The organism is Mesorhizobium sp. L48C026A00, assembly GCF_000502375.1.
Lineage (GTDB): Bacteria > Pseudomonadota > Alphaproteobacteria > Rhizobiales > Rhizobiaceae > Mesorhizobium > Mesorhizobium muleiense.
On the sequence record NZ_AYWU01000004.1, the window covers coordinates 80,952 to 98,792 of the forward strand.

Here is a 17,841-nt window from a genome sequence, read left to right on the forward strand (position 1 = left end):
CCACGGTTCAATTCGCAACCTCACCTCCGGCGGATGCTCGCCGGAGGGGAAATCGACTGCGGTCAGTTGATCGGACCGCCTTCACCGGGCTTGCCCGGAAGCTGCTCGGGGAACAGCTCGTAGTCGCCCTGCTTGTCGGCAGCGACGAAGACCCGTTCACGGATGATCGTGTCCTCCGCCCAATTGAACATGAAGATCGGCACGCCTTCCGGAATGTTGGAGAAGCGCTTGTTGATGATGAGCGCACCCGGATATTCTGTCAGGCCGATCGTATCGAGATTCGTCGTCGAGACCTTCTGGAACTGCTTCATCAGATCAGCCCGCTCGTCATTGTCGTTGCTGGAGATGAACTTGTTGACGACGTCCACGAGTTCCTGTTCGAACGGCATCAGATCGACCGTGCCGTCCGTTCCTGCCCTGTGATGCCAACTCGTGCGCGGACCGGTCGGGGCAAGCTGGGTCGTGTTCTGCACAACTGAGGTCTGTTCCTGCTCGTTGCGGCGAACAAGCCAGTCGAAGCGCCCGGCATACTGGGTTGCGTCGCGCTTCGCGCCATCGATTGTGTTGAGCACGACCTTGAGGCCAAGCTGTTCCATCTGGCCGACCAGACCTTCCGCGAGATTGCGATCGGTGCTGTAGTCGGAATTCACCAGAAGCACGATCTGTACGTCCGAGCCGCCAGCTGTACCGGCCGGAAAGTTGACGGCGCCGTTGCCGTCCGTGTCCTTCAACCCGACCTTCTCCAGCAGCGCCTTGGCGCCTTCCAGATCGAACGGGTAGTACACCGTCGAGGCGCGGTCGTAAAAGCTCGTGCCAGAGGAAATGCCGCCGGGATAGATCGCGGTGAAGGGTCCTTTGACGAGGGATTCGCCGAGTTTCTTGCGATCGATGGCCATGGTCACGGCCTTACGGAAATCGACGTTGCGGTTGAGCTCGCGTACGGCCTGCGCCCGCTCGTCCGGCTCGCCCCAGCCATTGGCTGAAAAGTTCGTGCGCAGATTGTAGCCGATCAGCCGGGCGCCAAAGGCCAGCCGCGCGGGAGCCGTTTCCTGTGCGGCGCGCTTCAGCGATTCCACGAAATTTTCAGGTTGCTCCAGGTTCGAGATATCGCCGGACCCGGCGATCGCCTGCACGTCACGATCGGCCCAGGTCGAAAGCTTGTAGTGCAGTTCGTTGAGATAGGGCAGCTGATTTCCCTCTTCGTCCACCTTCCAATAGTAAGGATTGCGGCGAAGCACGATGACGTCGTCCGAACGGTATTCGATAGGCACCCAGGCGCCCATGACGGGCATATTCAAGTATTCCGGCGGAAAGCCGTTCTTGTACTCGTCGTAGGTGGTGCCCGCATATTTCGGATGCTTGGTCTTCAAAATGTGCGAGGGGCCAGGGCAGAAGGTTCCATAGGCCATCGCATAGAGATGCTGGCGCGGGAACGCGTCCTTAAAAGTCCATTCGATCGTATATTTGTCTACCGCCTTCAGGGTGGTGCCTTCTCCGAACGTTTCCGGTGTTGCACCGTTCAGCGGCGAGACGTTCGGATCGACGACATTGTCGTCCCAATAGAACATCACGTCATCGGCGTCGAAGGGATCTCCGTCGGACCACTTTGCGCCTTCGATCAACTTCATCGTCAGTGTGTGGCCGTCTTCCGACCACTCCCAGCTCCGGGCAAGATTGGGCAGCGGCTCGACGTCTTTGGCATCGACCTGGAAGAGCGGCGCGGTGCGCGTCAGGCATTCGAACATCGCAATGTCAATGCCGCCCCAGCCTTGCGTCTGCCCGGCACTGTAGTTCCAGCCTTCCGGCCGGCCGCCGATGACGTGGCGCATCGTGTCGCCATAGACGCCTATCCCGTCGGGCATGTTGCCTGTCTTGAAGACCATCGGCTCCTTCGGCAGCCGCTCGGCCAACGGAGGCAGTTTCCCGGTCTTGACGAATTTTTCGGTGACCCACTCCGGCTCGCGATATTCGGATAGCGCCTTGAATTCCAGAATTGAATCGCGCGGCACGTAATTGATCTTGCCTTGCGCCGGAAACGGCGGCTGTTCCGGCACGATCGTCGGCTCGGAGGCCACGGCCTGGATCGCGAACGCCGATACACCAAACAGGAGCGCGGCGGCGGTTTTCATGCGGCCAAAAATGTTCATTGTCCTGGTCTCTCCCTTATGCTTCGGGCCTGCCGCGATGGCATGGCTCTCCTCCTACAAGCATTCGATCGAAGCGGTATTCCGCTTTCTCAGAAGCGGTATTCCGCTTTCTCGGATGACAGTGCCGTGCTGCCCGAGCGCATTCGCCGAGGCACGATCCTGGCCGCCCGGTTTTCCGGAACATTGGCTTATCGCAACCAATGTCTCAGCCGGCCGCGCGCAATGCGTCCTTTTCGGCCCTGATCTCTTCGATCGAGCGAACCTCGCGGCGGGCAACGCCCTTCCATTCCCGCGTTTTTACCGTCGCGCGGCTCAGCCGCTCCTTGGCGCTGTCGATCGCATGGGCGAATTGCGGCAGCCATTGCGCTTGCGCCACAACCATCTCGTCGACCATCTGCCAGACCTCTTCCGGCGTGCAGATGGCGCCAACCAGCGGATCGTGCAGCACGGCCAGTTTCAGGAGGTCGATGTCGCCGGAGATTGCCGCGTGGACGGACAGGCGCTGGACATTAATCGACGAAATGCAGGTCGCGGCGCAGGCTTCCGGAAGCGTGATGCCGGCCACCATGTTGATGCCGAAGCGATCGACGAAACCAGGCGATTCGATGATTGCATCGGACGGAAGATTGGTGATGACGCCTTCGTTCTTGACGTTGAAGTGACCGCGATAGACCCGACCGGTCTCGAGCGCCTCCAGTATGTGGCTGGCGTGCTCGTTCGAGCGGCGCCCGGGATCGAAGGGCTTTCCCGCATCTTCGAGGAATTGCGGGAACTCGGTTTCGAACCAGTTCCGGGTTTCGGTCGAATAGCGCAGATAACCGCCGGTTTCGCCGTGGATCCAGTCCGACATATCGATCCACTTGGCAGTCTCCTCAGGCCGTTTGCGATACCAGGGTAGATATTCCGACAGGTGGCCGTTACTTTCGGTCGAATAGACGCCGAAGCGCTTCAACACGTCGATCCTGAGTTTCTCCTGCCGCGAGAAGACCGGATGCGCCTCGAAGGCGGCGACGAGCTCATCCCTGCCGATCTTGCGGCCCTTGACGCGAACGTCGACGAACCAGGTCTGGTGGTTGATGCCGGAGCAGACATAGTCGAGCTCGCCTTCCCCGGCGCCGAGGATCTCGGCAATCTGCTCGGCCCCATGCTGGACCCCATGGCAGAGACCGACCGTATCGACCTTGCCGAATTCGATCGCCGCCCAGGTGTTCATCGCCATCGGGTTGGCATAGTTCAGGAATTTGGCGCCTGGCTCGGCCAATTCGCGAATGTCCTTGCAGAAATCCAAAATGACCGGGATGTTGCGCTGGCCGTAGAGAATGCCACCGGCGCAGATCGTATCGCCGACGCACTGGTCGACGCCGTATTTCAAGGGGATGCGGATATCGTCGGCATAGGCGGCGAGACCTCCGACGCGCACACAGCTAATGATGTAGCGCGCGCCCTCGATCGCCTTGCGGCGGTCCGTCGTCGCGGTCACCCGTGCAGGAAGCTGACTCGACTTGACGATCCGCAGGAGAATTGACTCGATCATCTTGAGATTGTGCTCGCTGATGTCGGTCAGTGCGAACTCGATGTCGCGCAGCTCCGGGACACACAAAATGTCCGTGAACAGCTTCTTGGTGAAACCGACGCTGCCCGCGCCAATGATTGCGATCTTAAATCTGCTCATTCGAACCTTCTCCGCAAGCGGATTGGACGATAGGTAAAATCGGTTCGTAGAAATCCAGTCCAGGCGTGTTATTCGGAAGACACGCAACCAAGCGGCGTGCAACCGGGGTTTCATCCTCATCTCTTTTGTTTTTTGGTCAATATGCGTAAGATCACGCCCCTCCGGTAGGGCGTAGATGTGCTTTGTAGGGTAATTTTGTGCTGCAAAAACTCGTCGACCTTGGACCGGTGATGAAAATGATTTCCCTGCCGCGCGCTCGGCAGCGATTGCACACCATGCCGACGAGCACCGGCTACGACGTGAGAACGGATGCCGGCTATAGCTGGGATGGCCGCAGGCGCGGGCAGACGCCGTTCACAGTGATACAGCACACCATCAGCGGCACCGGAAACCTGCGTTACGGAACCAGGTCCTACCGCATCGCTCCGGGCGAGACGATGCTGTTGGTTGTTCCGCATTCGCACCGCTACTGGGTCGAAAAAGGCGGGCGCTGGGAGTTTTTCTGGATATCGATGCATGGGGCGGAAGCGTTGCGCATCCATAGAGAAGTCCTAGCAACGAAAGGACCGGTGTTCAGCCTTCGGGCAGCGACCGTCGATAATCTGGCCGACTGCGCCTACCGGCTGGTCAAAGGCGACGGCTCAACGCCGGCACGCGCCTCGGCAATTTCCTACGAGGCGGCCATGGCACTCTATGACGACGTGTTCGAACTGCACGGAAATGACGTGGCGGAGAATTCGGTAGTGCGTCAGGTGACTGACTATATCGGTGCGCATCTGCATCTGCCGTTGCCGGTCGATGAGCTGGCGCGGCTTTCCGGTCTCAGTCGCGCGCATTTCTCACGTGTGTTCGCAGCGCATGAAGGTATTCCTCCGGCTGAGTTCGTCCTCAACAGACGCCTCGACCGCGCCGCAAAGCTACTGACCATGTCCGCCGACCTTCCGGTGAAGGATATTTCCGGCATGTGCGGCTTCGAAGATCCCAACTACTTCGCCAAGGTATTCCGACGTGGCTTCGGCGTCAGTCCGACAGAATTCAGAACCACTGGCATGTATGCAAGCGCCGGTTATCAGCAGGGGCAGATTTTGGACAGATGACAAATAGCGCTGACCTGTCACCCTTTGATGGCTGCTTTTAGCGCGAGAGAGACCGTCAACCTGGTCACTCGGACATCGGCTTTCAGGAGGCGGCAAAGCTAGCCTTGTAAGCAAAAAGCGTCCCGAAAGGCGCCTCTCAATAGCTTGATTCCCTTGAGAGAACTTGGAGCGGATGAAGCGATTCGAACGCTCGACCCCAACCTTGGAAACGTCTATTTCTGCCAACGCCGCCTTATCCGAATCTTCGCTGCCAATCCGAGATGATCAAGACCAGAAATGATGCAGGTTCTTCTGGACCAGCGTGGCAGCTGAGCAGACGCAGCTTCCTGGCTTCTGCATATGGACCCTCTTGGGTAATTGATAATTGCGCCGTCATGCTCCAAAACAGGTCGGCAGACCCGCGAGGATGGTTTCGTGCGGGGTCGTCCACGGTCCTCAGGCGAGAATTCCAAAAGACGTTCAACAATGACCCAGCACGTACAAAATGCTCGAATTCTCATGTACAGCCACGACACGTTCGGGCTCGGCCACTTGCAGCGCTGCCGGACGATCGCGCATTCGCTGGTCGAGGATTTCCGCGGACTTCAGGTGCTTATCATTTCGGGTGCGACTATCGCTGGCGCCTTCGACTACCGCGCCCGTGTCGACTTCGTGAAGATCCCCAGCGTCATCAAGTTGCGCAACGGCGAATACACCTCGCTGGAAAAGGATATCGATCTGCATGAGACGCTAAGGATGCGCCAGTCGATCATCCGCCACACAGCCGAGACCTTCCGGCCGGATATCTTCATCGTCGACAAGGAACCGCTTGGCCTGCGCGGTGAGATCGAGGACACGCTGTCCTACCTTAAGACGCGGGGCACCACGCTCGTGCTCGGCCTGCGCGAGGTGATGGACGCGCCGCATCTGCTCGAAGCAGAGTGGGCACACAGGGATGTGATGCGCAAGATAGGCCTGTTCTACGACAAGGTCTGGGTCTATGGTCCGCCGGATTTCTACGATCCGCTGATCGGTTTGGACGTGCCGCCGGCTGTCAGGGCAAAGATGAAGTTCGTCGGTTTCCTGCAACGGAGCCTGCAGAAGAACGAGTTGCCCGGCCACCGGCCCGACGGCGATTATATCCTCGTTACCACCGGTGGCGGCGGTGACGGCGGCGACCTGATCCACAGTGTCATCGATGCCTATCAGCAGGATCCGCAATTGCAGCATAGGGCGCTGATCGTGCTTGGGCCTTACATGCCGGCGCGCAAGCGCAACAAGCTGCTCAAGAAGGGGGCCAAGATCCCCTATATCAAGATCATCGAGTTCGACAACCGCATGGAAGATCTCATTGCCGGCGCTAAGGCGGTCGTGGCGATGGGCGGTTACAACACCTATTGCGAGATACTGTCTTTCGACAAGCCGGCGCTGATCGTGCCGCGCGTCAAGCCCCGCGAGGAACAACTGATTCGAGCACGGCGCGCAGCCGAACTCGGCCTCATTGAGATGCTTTTGCCGGAAGAAGCCGAGGATTCCCAGCGGTTTGCCAATGCGCTGGAGGTGCTGCCGGCCCGGCCCGGCCCATCGCAGAGCCATCCGCATCTGACGCTGGAAGGGCTGCCTCACATTTCTGAAATCGTCTCGGAACTGCTCGACCGGCGGGGCGGCCATCACCTTTCGGTCATTGAAGGCATGATCTGAGTTGCAACATCGCAAGATCGTCGTGGTTCTGAAGGGCTATCCGCGGCTGTCGGAAACCTTCATCGCGCAGGAACTGCTCGGTCTGGAGCGTGCGGGGTTCGACCTGATACTCTTCGCGCTCAGGCGGCCGACCGACGCAAAACGCCACCCCGTGCATGACGAGATCAAAGCGCCCGTCCATTATCTGCCGGAATATCTGCATGAAGAGCCGCTGCGCGTGGTTCGCTCCCTGTTTGCTTATCTGCTTCGGCCGGGCTTCTGGCGCGCGCTCGGATCGCTGGCTATCGACCTCGGCCGCGACTTTACGCGTAATCGCGCGCGCCGCTTCGGGCAAGCGCTCGTGCTGGCGGCCGAATGGCCGGAAGACGCGGGCTGGCTGCACGCACATTTCGCGCATACACCGGCATCGGTGACGCGCTATGCCAGCCAGCTTCGTGGCCTGCCCTGGAGTTGCTCGGCCCATGCCAAGGACATCTGGACTTCGGCGGACTGGGATCTGGCTGGCAAGCTTTCCTCGGCCCGCTGGACGGTAACTTGCACGAAAACCGGCTTCGACCGTCTGAAAAAACTCGCTAACGGCAACGCGTCTGTGCATCTGAGCTATCATGGGCTCGACCTTGATCGCTTCGGCAGTTTCGGCGAGGCGCGAAAACAGCATGACGGCTCGGCGCCGGACCAACCGGTTATCATTCTGAGTGTGGGGCGCGCCGTTGAAAAGAAAGGTTACGATACGTTGCTGGAGGCCCTTGCCCTCTTGCCTGGTGATTTGGCGTGGCGTTTCGAGCATATCGGCGGCGGCGAGGAACTAGAACGGTTCAAGGCGCTGGCGCAAAAGCTCGGCCTGGATGGCCGCGTCTTTTGGAAAGGCGCGCTTGCGCAGGAGGAGGTGCTTGAGCACTACCGCTGCGCCGACATCTTCGCCCTGGCCTGCAGGATCACCGCAAATGGCGACCGGGACGGTCTGCCGAATGTCCTGGTGGAGGCGGCTAGCCAGCGGCTTGCCTGCGTGTCGACCGATATTTCCGGCGTGCCGGAGCTTCTATCGCCGGATGAAACCGGGCTGCTGGTTCCGACGGAAAACCCAATTGCCCTGGCGCAGGCGCTGGAGCGCCTGATCCGTGATCCCGTGCTGCGCGCCCGCCTCGGCGACGCCGCAGAGCGGCGCGTGCGCGGTAATTTCGATCATTTGGCAAGCATTGGACAGCTCAAGGAACTGTTCGAGCGGGAGTGGCGGGCCGCCGAATGAAGCGGCTGCGGGCTTTCTTCTATGTCCAGCACCTGCTCGGCATCGGCCATCTCGCGCGCGCCAGCCGCATTGCGGCGGCTCTGGTCGACGACGGGTTTGACGTAACCGTCGTGACCGGCGGAGCGCCGATCGCGGGGTTTCCGGGAGTGGGTGTGAAATCTGTAACCCTGCCACCTGTCACCTCCGGTGATGAAGGATTTTCCGGACTTGTCGACCTGCAGGGCAAACCCATCGACGATGATTTCAAGAGATGGCGTTCAGAGATGCTGCTGCAGGCGTTCCGGGATTGCAGGCCTGATATCGTCATTGTCGAGGCGTTTCCATTTGGACGCCGGCAGATGCGTTTCGAACTCCTGCCGCTGATCGAGGCCATCGACGCGACGTCGCCCAGACCGCTGCTGGCGACGTCCGTCCGTGATATCCTTCAGGAGCGCGTCAAGCCGGGCCGAAACGAGGAAACGGTCGATCTGATCAACAGGCATTTCGACCTTGTCATGGTCCACGGCGATCCGGCTTTCGCAACCATCGACAAGACATTTCCACTGGCTGGGGCGATCAAGGCCGAGGTCACCTACACAGGGCTCGTTGCCGCGCCGCCATCGCCCGCGGCCTCCGCGCGGTTCGACGTTCTGGTGTCGGTTGGCGGCGGGGCTGCCGGAAAGAGCCTTGTCAGCTCCACCATCGCAGCGGCGCGGCATGCCAACAACGCTGGGAAATGGTGTTTGATCACCGGCCCCAACCTGCCGAAAGACGAGTTTGACGCGATCACACGCGATGCCTCGCCGGTCCTGTCCATCTTCCGGTTCCGCGAGGATTTCGCCAGCCTGCTGACCGGCGCCCGCCTGTCGGTCTCGCAGGCGGGTTACAACACGGTCTGCGATGTCCTGCGCGCGGGTTGTCGCTCTCTGCTCGTTCCATTTGCAGCCGGCGGGGAAACCGAACAGACGGTTCGCACCCTGAGGCTCGAAGAACTCGATCTTGCAACGGTGCTGATGGAGAAGGACCTAACGCCTGAAGGTTTGGCGCAAGCGATCGAACAGGCGCTTGCGGGACCGACGCCAGCCGCGCATCGTCTCGATCTGGAGGGCGCGCATCGCTCGGCGCAAATTCTGCGCCAGCGGTATCGAACATGGTCCCTAAAAGTGGGGCCCGGTTTCGGAGAAGTTCATGATCAAAACAGACGATAGATGCTAACGCGCGTCGCGTCTGGCGAGGTTCGTGCGACGCGCTTCAACTCCTCGTTTATGCATGTCGTTGTCCCAAACCGCGCGAAATGCGTCAAACAGTTCCAATCAGCATAAAGCGCGTATATTTTTTTGTCGGCAGTTCGCCGGAGAACCGCAACTCCCGTAACGCCGCCATTGCTTCGAAGGCTGCAAGCGAAGCCACGCAGTTGATGTGCGTCGGCTCGCTGAAATAATCGTTCGATTGCAGCAGTACAGCTGTGCCCCGCGGAAGCAGAGCAAGCCAGGCGCGCAGATCGGCTATGTGTTCGCAGCTCGTATTGACCATCAGGTCGGGCCGCCCGGCCGCATAGTCGAGTGCGTACATATCTGCCGTCAGCGCCCGGAACCGGTCGCCGGCTTCCCGGTTGAGGGTCCGGGCGACCGGCGCGACTTCGGGATCGATGTCGATGCTATCGACCGCCGCGACGTCGAAGCGGGCGTCGTTGAAAAGCATTGCCGGCAATACGCCGTACCATCCACCCAGAACCCATATGCGCCCGAACCGGCCGCCGCAGCTTTCGAACAACCTGTCGAGCGCCCACATCTTGCAGGCGACCTGCTTGTGGTTGAAGGCGTTGGCGATATCGGCGTTCGGATGCCTGGTGATGACGCGCGCCAGCCCTGCCACCAGGGGGCAGTTGACATAGGCAGCAATTCCCCGCGTCAGGTCAAAGGCTTGCTCGTGCCAGTCCATGCCGGCATTGCGTGGTTGCGTGACATCCATCATATTCGTCTTGTAGGTTGGGATTTCGGGCGACACAACGCAATCTTGCCTCCCGGAAGGCTGTTGATTCGCGGACGTCATTATGCTGCAAGCCGCTTCGCCATTGCCCGGTGCCGGAGAGAGCCTGTTGCATCTGTCCGGACCATCGGCGTCCATTCGCCAGCACCAGCCGCTCAGCTGCGGCTTTGTGCTGCTCGGCTATTCGCCGAAACCCTACCGAAGCCGCGAACCGTTTGGCCAGCCGCCTTCTTCGATGATCAGCAATGCCCATGTCGTTGTCATCGACCATGCGCCGGAACTGGATCGCGCCGCCTCGCAGGTTCCTTCCATCGTTGAGCGCAGGACAATCTCCGTGCGCTGCAGCTTCGAGTTTGTCTTTGGCGACGAAGAAATTGCCGATACGCCATTCGCCAGCAGGTGCTTTTGCATCCTGCATCGCTCCAACTGAAGGGTCCACAGCCGCATATGGAACCCAGCCTAGCCCGCTATATCTGGACGCACACCAAGAAGCAGCAGCTCTGGATATTGATGATCGTCGTGCTTTCGATGATCCCGTATTTCATGTCCTTCGACCTGCCGAAGCTGATCATCAACGGCCCGATCCAAGGTAGCGGGTTCGAGCAACCGGGCGCGACCCAGCCATTCATGAGGCTGCACTATAACCTGCCGTTCATCGGAGAGGTCCAGTTCTTCTCCGGTTTTCAGCTCGACCGCGTGGCGACGCTGTTTGCGCTGAGCCTTGTGTTCCTCTTGCTGGTCGTCATCAACGGCCTGTTCAAACTCTATATCAACACCTACAAGGGCCGCCTCGGCGAACGCATGCTGCGGCGAATCCGCTTCGATCTGGTCGATCGTGTGCTGCGGTTTCCGCCGTTTTACTTCAAGCGGGTGAAATCCGCCGAAGTGGCGACCATGGTGAAGGACGAGGTGGAGCCGCTGGGCGGCTTCATCGGCGATGCCTTCGTGCAACCGGTGCTGCTCGGCGGCCAGGCGCTGACGGCCATGCTGTTCATCGTGGTCCAGAATTTCTGGCTCGGAACGATTGCGGCCGGGATCGTGGCGTTCCAGATCGTGCTCATCCCGCGAATGCGGCGGCGGCTGATCGTGCTCGGGCGCGAACGGCAGTTGACGGCGCGCGCGCTTTCAGGCCGGGTTGGCGAAATCGTCGACGGCATCGGCGCGGTTCACGTCCACGACACATCAAACTACGAGCGCGCCGACATAGCTGCCCGGCTCGGGCTCATCTTCAAGATCCGCTTCGATCTTTACCAATGGAAATTCATGGTGAAATTCCTCAACAATTTTCTCGCGCAGGTCACGCCCTTTCTGTTCTACATGATCGGCGGGTATCTGGTCATCCAGGGGCGGCTGGACGTCGGTCAGCTCGTGGCCGTGATCGGCGCCTACAAGGACCTGCCCGGACCGATGAAGGAACTGATCGACTGGGATCAGGCGCGGCAGGATATCCAGGTCAAATATCAGCAGGTCGTTGAACAATTCACCGTCGATCGGCTCATTGCGCCGAGAATCGGGGTATTGACGATCGATGATCCCGATCCGATGACCAAACCCCTGTCGGCGATCGGTCTGTCTATAGCGGATGATGGCGGTGCCATGCTCCTCGACCGTGTCTCCCTCAAGATCAAGCCGGGTGAGACGGTGGCGCTGCTCAGTACCGCAACAGGTGGAGCCGAGGCGCTTGCAGAAGCCTTCGCGCGGCTGAACTGGCCCGACAGCGGAAGGGTCGCTTCGGGCGCCGACGACTTACTTGAACTCCCCGAAGCAGTGACCGGCCGGCGCATGTCCTATGCCTCGTCGGATGTTTTCCTGTTCCAGGCAAGCCTACGCGATAACCTGCTCTACGGGCTGAAGCATGCGCCGCTGACATCGGTGCCTTATGACGATGCTGCGGCAGACCAGCACCGCTGGAACATGCACGAGGCGCGCCTGTCGGGCAATCCGGATCTTGATATCCACAGCGACTGGATCAACTATGCTTCCGCCGGCGCTACCGGCCCGCACGACCTCTTTGAGGCCGTGCGCCGGGTACTCGACGCGGTTGTTCTATCGCGCGATATCCTGGATCTTGGCTTGCGCTCTTCGGCCGACCTCACGCGTCACTCCGAGCTTGCCAGGCGGATCGTCGAACTGCGTGCGGCGCTGCGAACCCAGCTGGAACACGAAGGGCTGAGCGGACTGGTGGTTCCTTTCGAACCGGGCGCCTACAACAAGGAAGCAACGATCGGCCAAAACCTGCTCTTCGGCGCTGCCGCCGGCCCCGAACTGGCCGACAGGGCTCTGGCGGCCAATCCCTATTTTGCTTCTGTGCTGAGGCAAGCCGGCCTCGACCGCACGCTCTACGAAATGGGCATGGAGATCGCCGAACAGGCGATCGAACTGTTTGCCGACCTGCCGCCCGATCACCAGTTCTTCCAGCAACTCGCCTTCATGAGCGCCGAGGAGATACCCACCTACGAAACCTTGCTGCAACGGCTCAAGAACCGTCCCCACGAGGCGGTTTCGGAGAACGACCGCGCCATGATCGTCACCTTGAGCTTTGCCTATATCGAGCCCCGTCACCGCTTCGGCCTGCTGAGCGACGAACTGATGAGCAAGATCGTCGCTGCACGCAACCTGTTCTATGAAAACCTGCCGCCCGAGCTGCAGAATGCCATCGAACGGTATGATCCCGCCAAATACATTGCCGCGGCCACCGTCATGGATAATGTCCTGTTCGGGCGTGTGGGCAACAACCATCCCGACGCGCCGGACCGCATACGCTCCATCGTCTATGACATTCTTGACGAACTTGGGCTTTATGCCGAACTACTGGATGTCGGCATGGACTTCAACGTCGGCTCCGGCGGCAGGCGGCTGACCAGTGGACAGCGACAGAAGCTCGATGTTGCCCGGGCCCTGCTCAAGCGTCCTGATTTTCTCATTCTCAACCGGCCGCTGTCGGCGCTCGACCAGCGCATGCAGGACAAGATTTTGCGGAACGTGCTCGAGGAAGCCAGGCGCGACGGCCATTCGCCGGCAATTGTGTGGGTCGTGACGAACCCGGCGATGGCGATGATGTTCGATCGCGTTATCGTCTTCGATTCGGGTAAATTGGTGGAAGACGGAACACCCGAGACACTTTTGGCAGGGAACGGTACATTCAAGGAACTGTTGTCATAGCAACGGACATTCAGATGGGATCATTCTGCCGGTGGGAATTTACTGCACGGTCAAGGGATTCGACGAAGGGCGCAGCAAGGCTACATCCCGCCGAAACCCGAAGGGCCTGCCGCAAATTCACCCGGCTCTTCGGGTTTCCGGTTGGCGGACGCCATTTCCAGGCGGCATCGCCCGATCGCACGACATCGGGCTCGCCACCTTTCGCGCGGTTCGTCTCGCCATCCCGGAAACAGAATTCATTCCATCAGGGCGTCCGTTGCTCTAGTCTGGCAAACGCGAATTTTGGGAAGGTTTGCGACAATGCTGCTCAAGGATGAAGTTGCAATGCTGCAACGCGTTCCCTTGTTCTCTGCCATCGACCCGACAAAGCTCAAGCTGCTTGCGTTCACATCCGATCGTGTGAGCTACGGCGCCGGCCAAATCCTTTTCCGGCAGGGCGACGAGGGAGACGCCGCCTATGTCATCCTTTCAGGCAGGGCGGATATTCTGGTCGATTCCGACAGCGGACCGATAAAAGTTGCCGAACTGGAGCCAAATTCGATTGTTGGCGAGATCGCCATATTGTGCAACAGCTCTCGCACCGCCACCGTCAGAGCGGCAAGTCCGCTGGAAGTCTTGAGGATCCGCAAGGATCATTTCCTGAGGCTTATGAGGGAGTTCCCGGAAATGTCCATCGAGATATTGCGGGTTCTTGCCGATCGCCTAAGCCATACGACCGCGGATCTGATCGACGCACGAAGCACAAAATAACGGATGACGTGCGCTCGATCCTCGCCGTCGCGATGGCACGCCTCTTGCTGAGAAGGTCGCCCGGAGAAAACCTGTCTCGCCTAGCAGCAGTTGATTGACTACGATGGGCGACGGGGACTGGGAAGGGGTAGCATGGACTACGAAGTTTTCCTGGTCAGGTTTTGGGGCGTGCGCGGCAGCACTCCGGTATCAGGGCCAGAATTCTCTCGCTATGGCGGCAACACGAGCTGCATTGAGATGCGATGCGGCAAGCATACGCTTCTGTTCGACGCGGGCTCTGGCCTACGGCCTGCCGGCGCCGCACTTCGGGCGTCAGGCGTGACCGATTTCGACCTGCTTTTCACCCATTGCCATTACGATCACATCATCGGGCTGCCGTTTTTTGCGCCGATCTATGACCGGAGCGTCAAGCTTACGCTTTGGTCCGGGCATCTTGCAGGACGCATGACGACCCGGCAGATGGTCGATGAGTTCATGCGGCCGCCGTGGTTTCCGGTGAAACTGGAGATCTGCAAGGCAAGCCTCGACTGCCGCGATTTCGTATCCGGAGAAGTGCTTCGCCCGCGCGAAGGGGTGGTGGTCCGAACCGGCAGTCTTATCCATCCGGGCGGCTGCATAGGCTACCGGGTCGAATGGGGCGGCCGGGTCGTGGCGGTGATCACAGACACTGAGCACGAGCCGGACAAACTCGATCAGGCGGTGCTCGCCCTGATCGAAGATGCCGACCTCGTCATTTACGATTGCACCTACACCGACCAGGAAATGAAACGCCGCCGCGGTAACGGGCACTCGACCTGGCAACAGGGCGTCAAGCTCTGTGAGGCGGCCGGTGCGCGGCGGCTTGCGCTGTTTCACCACGATCCGACACGCACCGACGAGCAACTGGACGAGATCGAGCAACTGGCCAAAGACAGGTTTGCCGGCGCTTTTGCCGCTCGGGATGGCCAGACGCTCGAATTTCCGGGCTCGTTGCACAAAAAGCGCTGAGCTATTTTCCTCTACTGGCGCTACGCCCGATCAATGTCCCGATCGGAAGCCATGCGCAGGCTTCAGTCTGTGCGGTGACTGTGAACAGCCGTTCGAGGAACAGCCAGGCCGATTCATCATGCACGAGATGGTGGGTGAGCAGGCCGACCGGTTCGCCGCCGGCGATTGCACGCTGCAATTGCGCGACGATAGCCTGAACCAATAGGCCATGATCGCGGCAGCCGCGCGTGCCATGCCAATCCATGATGTCGACATTGCTGTTGATGACCGCCAGTGGAGCCGGCTTCGGCGGCCCATAGACCGACAATGCCGCAAATCCTATCGATCCAAGGTTGGGTACCAAGCCGGCGTCGATCCTGTTCCAGGGTGGCACCAGCATCGGAACGGCACGTGCGCCGTGCAGGCCGGTTACGTGCGACAGCCCGCGAGCCAGATCATCGAGCACCGCCTCGCGTGGCCGATGCGCGCCGAGCTCCTGCTTTTTCTGGTCCTCGGGCGCATGATTTCGGTGCGCCCAGCCATGGATGGCGACCGCGGCATGCGGCGCCTCGTCAAGCCGGACGACAAGCTTCTCATCAGTCAGGGCCGGAATGACGGCCAGAGTGACCGGAACCGCGAATTCACCGGTGAGGTCGAGCAGCCGATCGAGCGCAGGCGTCGGATCCACGGCGTCATCGTCACGCAGCCAGAACTCTGCCTTACGGTCCGCCCGTCGCCGGCACGCCAGTTCTTCCACCAAGGGCTGCCAGATCCGATCGGATGTCATGAGACCGGGATCTTCGCAAGAAGTTCGGCCAGACGCCCCGCTGCAACACCGAGGGAACGTTCTTCGAGGATGAAACGTCTGGCTTCCGCGGCCATGATGGTTCTTTCGTCGTTACGGGTGAGAAGCCTTTCAATGGCAGAAGCGAACGCCGCCACATCGCCCGGCGGGGTGAGAAACCCGGTCTGGCCATCCCGCACGACCTCCGGCACGCCGGCGATGGCCTGAGCCACCACCGGAAGGCCGGCGGCCTGTGCTTCAAGATAGGCAACGCCATAGGCCTCGCCGTAACCCGGCCAGACGTAAATTCCCCCACTGTAGAGGACATCCGCGACGGCGGCCGGCTCAATCGCGCCAAGCCATACGATACGATCGCCGGGCAAGCCGGCGAATTGCGCTTTGACCTCGTCACGGGCAGGCCCATCCCCGACGACCGACATGGTCCAGGGCAGGTGGCCGATCGGACCGAGCGCCTGCGCCAGCATGCGATAGCTTTCGACTTTGTCGCCCGGGCGCATCATGGCGACGGTAACGAGGCGCGTCGGACAACCCCGTGCCGGCATTTCCCGGAATGCCGATGTGTCGATGAAGGGCGAGAGCATACCGAGAGCGGCGTCGGGAATCGCATCTGCCAGTCCCTGACGATCCCTTTGCGTGAAGCAGATGTTCAGCGCTGCCTGTTCGACGGCTCGCGCCACCAACGCTTGCGTGTCGGCCCACAAACCGGCGTTGCGCCGCCTCGAATAGGAGGCTTCCGCTGTCACACAGGGGATAGCAAAGGCCGACGCCAGCTCGGGTCCGATCAGGTCGGGCGCCTTGTAATAGGGATGATAGGAGAACCAGAGATCGGGCTTGCCGTCACGATCCCAAAGCTTTGTCAGCCGCGCGGCTTCCTCTCGGGCTTCGATCTTGAGCGCATCGAAAATTTTCGGAACCGGTTCGCGTAGATAGAAGCGCAATTCGGATGCTAGTTCGACGCTATGCCCTGCATGCTCCAGCGCCTTGACCAGCGTCCGTGCCATCTGGCGGTCGCCGGAGGCAACGGGATGATTGGGCGACTTCAGCGGCGCGTAGAAGGCAATTCGCATCGCCCGACCCTATCATCGGAAAGCCTGCGCAAGTCAATTTCGAAGCATGATCGACTCACTTTCAAGCAGTGGAATGTGGTATCTGATGCTCATGGAAACAGCTGCAGCGTCCGATCCGTTTGTCGCTTCTTTGCCGGTCTTCGCAAGGTTCGAAAGCGTTGCCGATATCGATAACTATCGGCCTCTCCCGGATGGCTGGGCGCTGGCCACCGCCGATATTGTCGGCTCGACCAAGGCGATCAACGCTGGGCGCTATAAAACCGTCAATATGGCCGGCGCCAGCGTTATCTCGGCGCTGCTCAATGCGCTGGGTCGGCGGGATCTTCCCTTTGTCTTCGGCGGCGACGGCGCGCTCGTGGCGTTTCCCGGCTCGGCTCTGGAGATCACCCGCAACGCGCTGGCCGCTGTCCAGAGATGGGTGGCGGACGAACTGGACCTGACCTTGCGTGCCGCAATCGTGCCGATAGAGGATATAAGAGCGCAAGGCCTCGACGTTCGCGTGGCGAGGTTCCGGGCCTCCGAAGCGGTCTTCTATGCCATGTTCGCGGGCGGTGGCGGCAGTTGGGCGGAAGCCGAGATGAAAGCGGGGCGCTACCGCATCGATCCTGCGCCAGCCGGCACACGGCCGGATCTTACCGGCCTCTCCTGCCGCTGGAACCCGATCGACGCCCGGCACGGCGAAATCGTCTCGATCATAGCCATCCCGGGGCCGTCGCGCGACTTGCGCGGTTTTCAGTCTTTGGCTTCCGACATCATCGCCCTTGCCGGGGGGCAGGAACGCGATGGCCACCCGTTGCCGGTGAACGGTCCGGCCTACAGTTTTTCGCCCGCCGGCCTCGATATCGAGGCGCGGGCCATGGCGCCGGCAGGATGGCGGTGGCTGTCGAAGCTGTGGATATTGTTCCAGCTGACGCTTACGGCTGTCACCGATAGATATGGCTGGACGATCGGCAGCTTCGATCCGAAGATCTACAAACGCGACGTGGCCAGCAATTCGGATTTCCGGAAGTTCGACGACGGCTTGAAGATGACTATCGACGTTGACGCGGATGTGTTGCGACGGATCGAGAACCGGCTGAAACAGGCGGAAGAGGCGGGCATCTGCAACTATGGCCTGCACCGCCAGAAATCGGCCTTGATGACATGCCTCGTCGCCTCGCCGCTGCAGCGCGATCACGTTCATTTCATCGATGGCGCCGCCGGCGGCTATGCGATGGCCGCCGCAAGCCTGAAGGCGAAGGTGCCGGTCTGACGACAGCTTGCGGAAATCGATTTTCCGCA

Annotated in this window: 14 protein-coding genes; 8 read left to right on the forward strand and 6 right to left on the reverse strand. The window is 60.4% G+C overall.

Annotated features, from left to right (window positions below):
- Positions 1-62: 62 nt before the first annotated feature.
- A complete protein-coding gene (locus X738_RS51530) occupies positions 63-2,147 on the reverse strand; it encodes an ABC transporter substrate-binding protein (protein WP_023797953.1) in 2,085 nt (694 codons plus the stop codon).
- Positions 2,148-2,352: 205 nt separating this feature from the next.
- Positions 2,353-3,819, reverse strand: a complete 1,467-nt coding sequence (locus X738_RS51535; RefSeq protein WP_023797954.1) for an alpha-glucosidase/alpha-galactosidase — start codon at positions 3,817-3,819, stop codon at positions 2,353-2,355.
- 230 nt (positions 3,820-4,049) lie between these two features.
- Here X738_RS51535 and X738_RS51540 point away from each other — a divergent pair, with 230 nt between their 5' ends.
- The 4 genes from X738_RS51540 (at position 4,050) to X738_RS51555 (ending at position 9,029) form a co-directional block, all read left to right on the forward strand.
- Entirely contained in the window at positions 4,050-4,916 is an 867-nt protein-coding gene (locus X738_RS51540) for an AraC family transcriptional regulator (protein ID WP_051407739.1), read from the forward strand.
- A 465-nt stretch (positions 4,917-5,381) separates the two neighbouring features.
- Positions 5,382-6,596: a glycosyltransferase family protein gene (locus X738_RS51545; RefSeq protein ID WP_023797956.1), complete on the forward strand. Its 1,215-nt coding sequence runs from the start codon at positions 5,382-5,384 to the stop codon at positions 6,594-6,596.
- Position 6,597: 1 nt separating this feature from the next.
- Positions 6,598-7,842, forward strand: coding sequence for a glycosyltransferase (locus tag X738_RS51550; protein WP_023797957.1), 1,245 nt, complete (start codon positions 6,598-6,600; stop codon positions 7,840-7,842).
- Entirely contained in the window at positions 7,839-9,029 is a 1,191-nt protein-coding gene (locus X738_RS51555; protein WP_023797958.1) for a glycosyltransferase family protein, read from the forward strand. The genes X738_RS51550 and X738_RS51555 overlap by 4 nt, the downstream gene beginning before the upstream one ends.
- A 91-nt stretch (positions 9,030-9,120) precedes the next feature.
- On the opposite strand, the gene X738_RS51560 is transcribed toward X738_RS51555, so the two are convergent.
- Positions 9,121-9,795, reverse strand: coding sequence for a class I SAM-dependent methyltransferase (locus X738_RS51560; protein WP_023797959.1), 675 nt, complete (start codon positions 9,793-9,795; stop codon positions 9,121-9,123).
- Positions 9,737-10,228 carry a hypothetical protein gene (locus X738_RS85950; RefSeq protein WP_198032785.1) on the reverse strand — a complete coding sequence of 164 codons (492 nt, stop codon included), beginning with the start codon at positions 10,226-10,228 and terminating at the stop codon, positions 9,737-9,739. Before X738_RS85950 ends, X738_RS51560 begins: the two co-directional genes overlap by 59 nt.
- Positions 10,229-10,257: 29 nt before the next feature.
- Between X738_RS85950 and X738_RS51565 the strand changes: the two genes are divergently transcribed.
- The 3 genes from X738_RS51565 (at position 10,258) to X738_RS51575 (ending at position 14,709) form a co-directional block, all read left to right on the forward strand.
- On the forward strand, positions 10,258-12,972 hold the full coding sequence (locus X738_RS51565; protein ID WP_023797961.1) for an ABC transporter transmembrane domain-containing protein: 2,715 nt from the start codon (positions 10,258-10,260) through the stop codon (positions 12,970-12,972).
- Between the two features lie 300 nt (positions 12,973-13,272).
- Positions 13,273-13,722, forward strand: a complete 450-nt coding sequence (locus X738_RS51570) for a cyclic nucleotide-binding domain-containing protein (protein WP_023797962.1) — start codon at positions 13,273-13,275, stop codon at positions 13,720-13,722.
- Positions 13,723-13,854: 132 nt separating this feature from the next.
- Positions 13,855-14,709, forward strand: a complete 855-nt coding sequence (locus tag X738_RS51575; RefSeq protein ID WP_023797963.1) for an MBL fold metallo-hydrolase — start codon at positions 13,855-13,857, stop codon at positions 14,707-14,709.
- 1 nt (position 14,710) lies between these two features.
- Here X738_RS51575 and X738_RS51580 read toward each other — a convergent pair whose 3' ends face one another.
- On the reverse strand, positions 14,711-15,475 hold the full coding sequence (locus tag X738_RS51580; protein ID WP_023797964.1) for a polysaccharide deacetylase family protein: 765 nt from the start codon (positions 15,473-15,475) through the stop codon (positions 14,711-14,713).
- Positions 15,472-16,560, reverse strand: coding sequence for a glycosyltransferase family 4 protein (locus X738_RS51585; protein ID WP_023797965.1), 1,089 nt, complete (start codon positions 16,558-16,560; stop codon positions 15,472-15,474). Before X738_RS51585 ends, X738_RS51580 begins: the two co-directional genes overlap by 4 nt.
- A 73-nt stretch (positions 16,561-16,633) precedes the next feature.
- Here X738_RS51585 and X738_RS51590 point away from each other — a divergent pair, with 73 nt between their 5' ends.
- Positions 16,634-17,812, forward strand: coding sequence for a DUF3095 domain-containing protein (locus X738_RS51590; protein WP_031254510.1), 1,179 nt, complete (start codon positions 16,634-16,636; stop codon positions 17,810-17,812).
- Positions 17,813-17,841: the final 29 nt, after the last annotated feature.

Excerpts from the sequence above, each read along its gene's own strand:
- X738_RS85950 (WP_198032785.1), bottom strand. The coding sequence starts at position 10,228 with ATGCAGGATGCAAAAGCACCTGCTGGCGAATGGCGTATCGGCAATTTC.
- X738_RS51575 (WP_023797963.1), top strand. The coding sequence starts at position 13,855 with ATGGACTACGAAGTTTTCCTGGTCAGGTTTTGGGGCGTGCGCGGCAGC.
- X738_RS51570 (WP_023797962.1), top strand. The coding sequence starts at position 13,273 with ATGCTGCTCAAGGATGAAGTTGCAATGCTGCAACGCGTTCCCTTGTTC.
- X738_RS51580 (WP_023797964.1), bottom strand. The coding sequence starts at position 15,475 with ATGACATCCGATCGGATCTGGCAGCCCTTGGTGGAAGAACTGGCGTGC.
- X738_RS51560 (WP_023797959.1), bottom strand. The coding sequence starts at position 9,795 with ATGATGGATGTCACGCAACCACGCAATGCCGGCATGGACTGGCACGAG.
- X738_RS51530 (WP_023797953.1), bottom strand. The coding sequence starts at position 2,147 with ATGAACATTTTTGGCCGCATGAAAACCGCCGCCGCGCTCCTGTTTGGT.
- X738_RS51540 (WP_051407739.1), top strand. The coding sequence starts at position 4,050 with ATGAAAATGATTTCCCTGCCGCGCGCTCGGCAGCGATTGCACACCATG.
- X738_RS51585 (WP_023797965.1), bottom strand. The coding sequence starts at position 16,560 with ATGCGAATTGCCTTCTACGCGCCGCTGAAGTCGCCCAATCATCCCGTT.
- X738_RS51590 (WP_031254510.1), top strand. The coding sequence starts at position 16,634 with ATGTGGTATCTGATGCTCATGGAAACAGCTGCAGCGTCCGATCCGTTT.
- X738_RS51555 (WP_023797958.1), top strand. The coding sequence starts at position 7,839 with ATGAAGCGGCTGCGGGCTTTCTTCTATGTCCAGCACCTGCTCGGCATC.
- X738_RS51535 (WP_023797954.1), bottom strand. The coding sequence starts at position 3,819 with ATGAGCAGATTTAAGATCGCAATCATTGGCGCGGGCAGCGTCGGTTTC.
- X738_RS51545 (WP_023797956.1), top strand. The coding sequence starts at position 5,382 with ATGACCCAGCACGTACAAAATGCTCGAATTCTCATGTACAGCCACGAC.
- X738_RS51565 (WP_023797961.1), top strand. The coding sequence starts at position 10,258 with ATGGAACCCAGCCTAGCCCGCTATATCTGGACGCACACCAAGAAGCAG.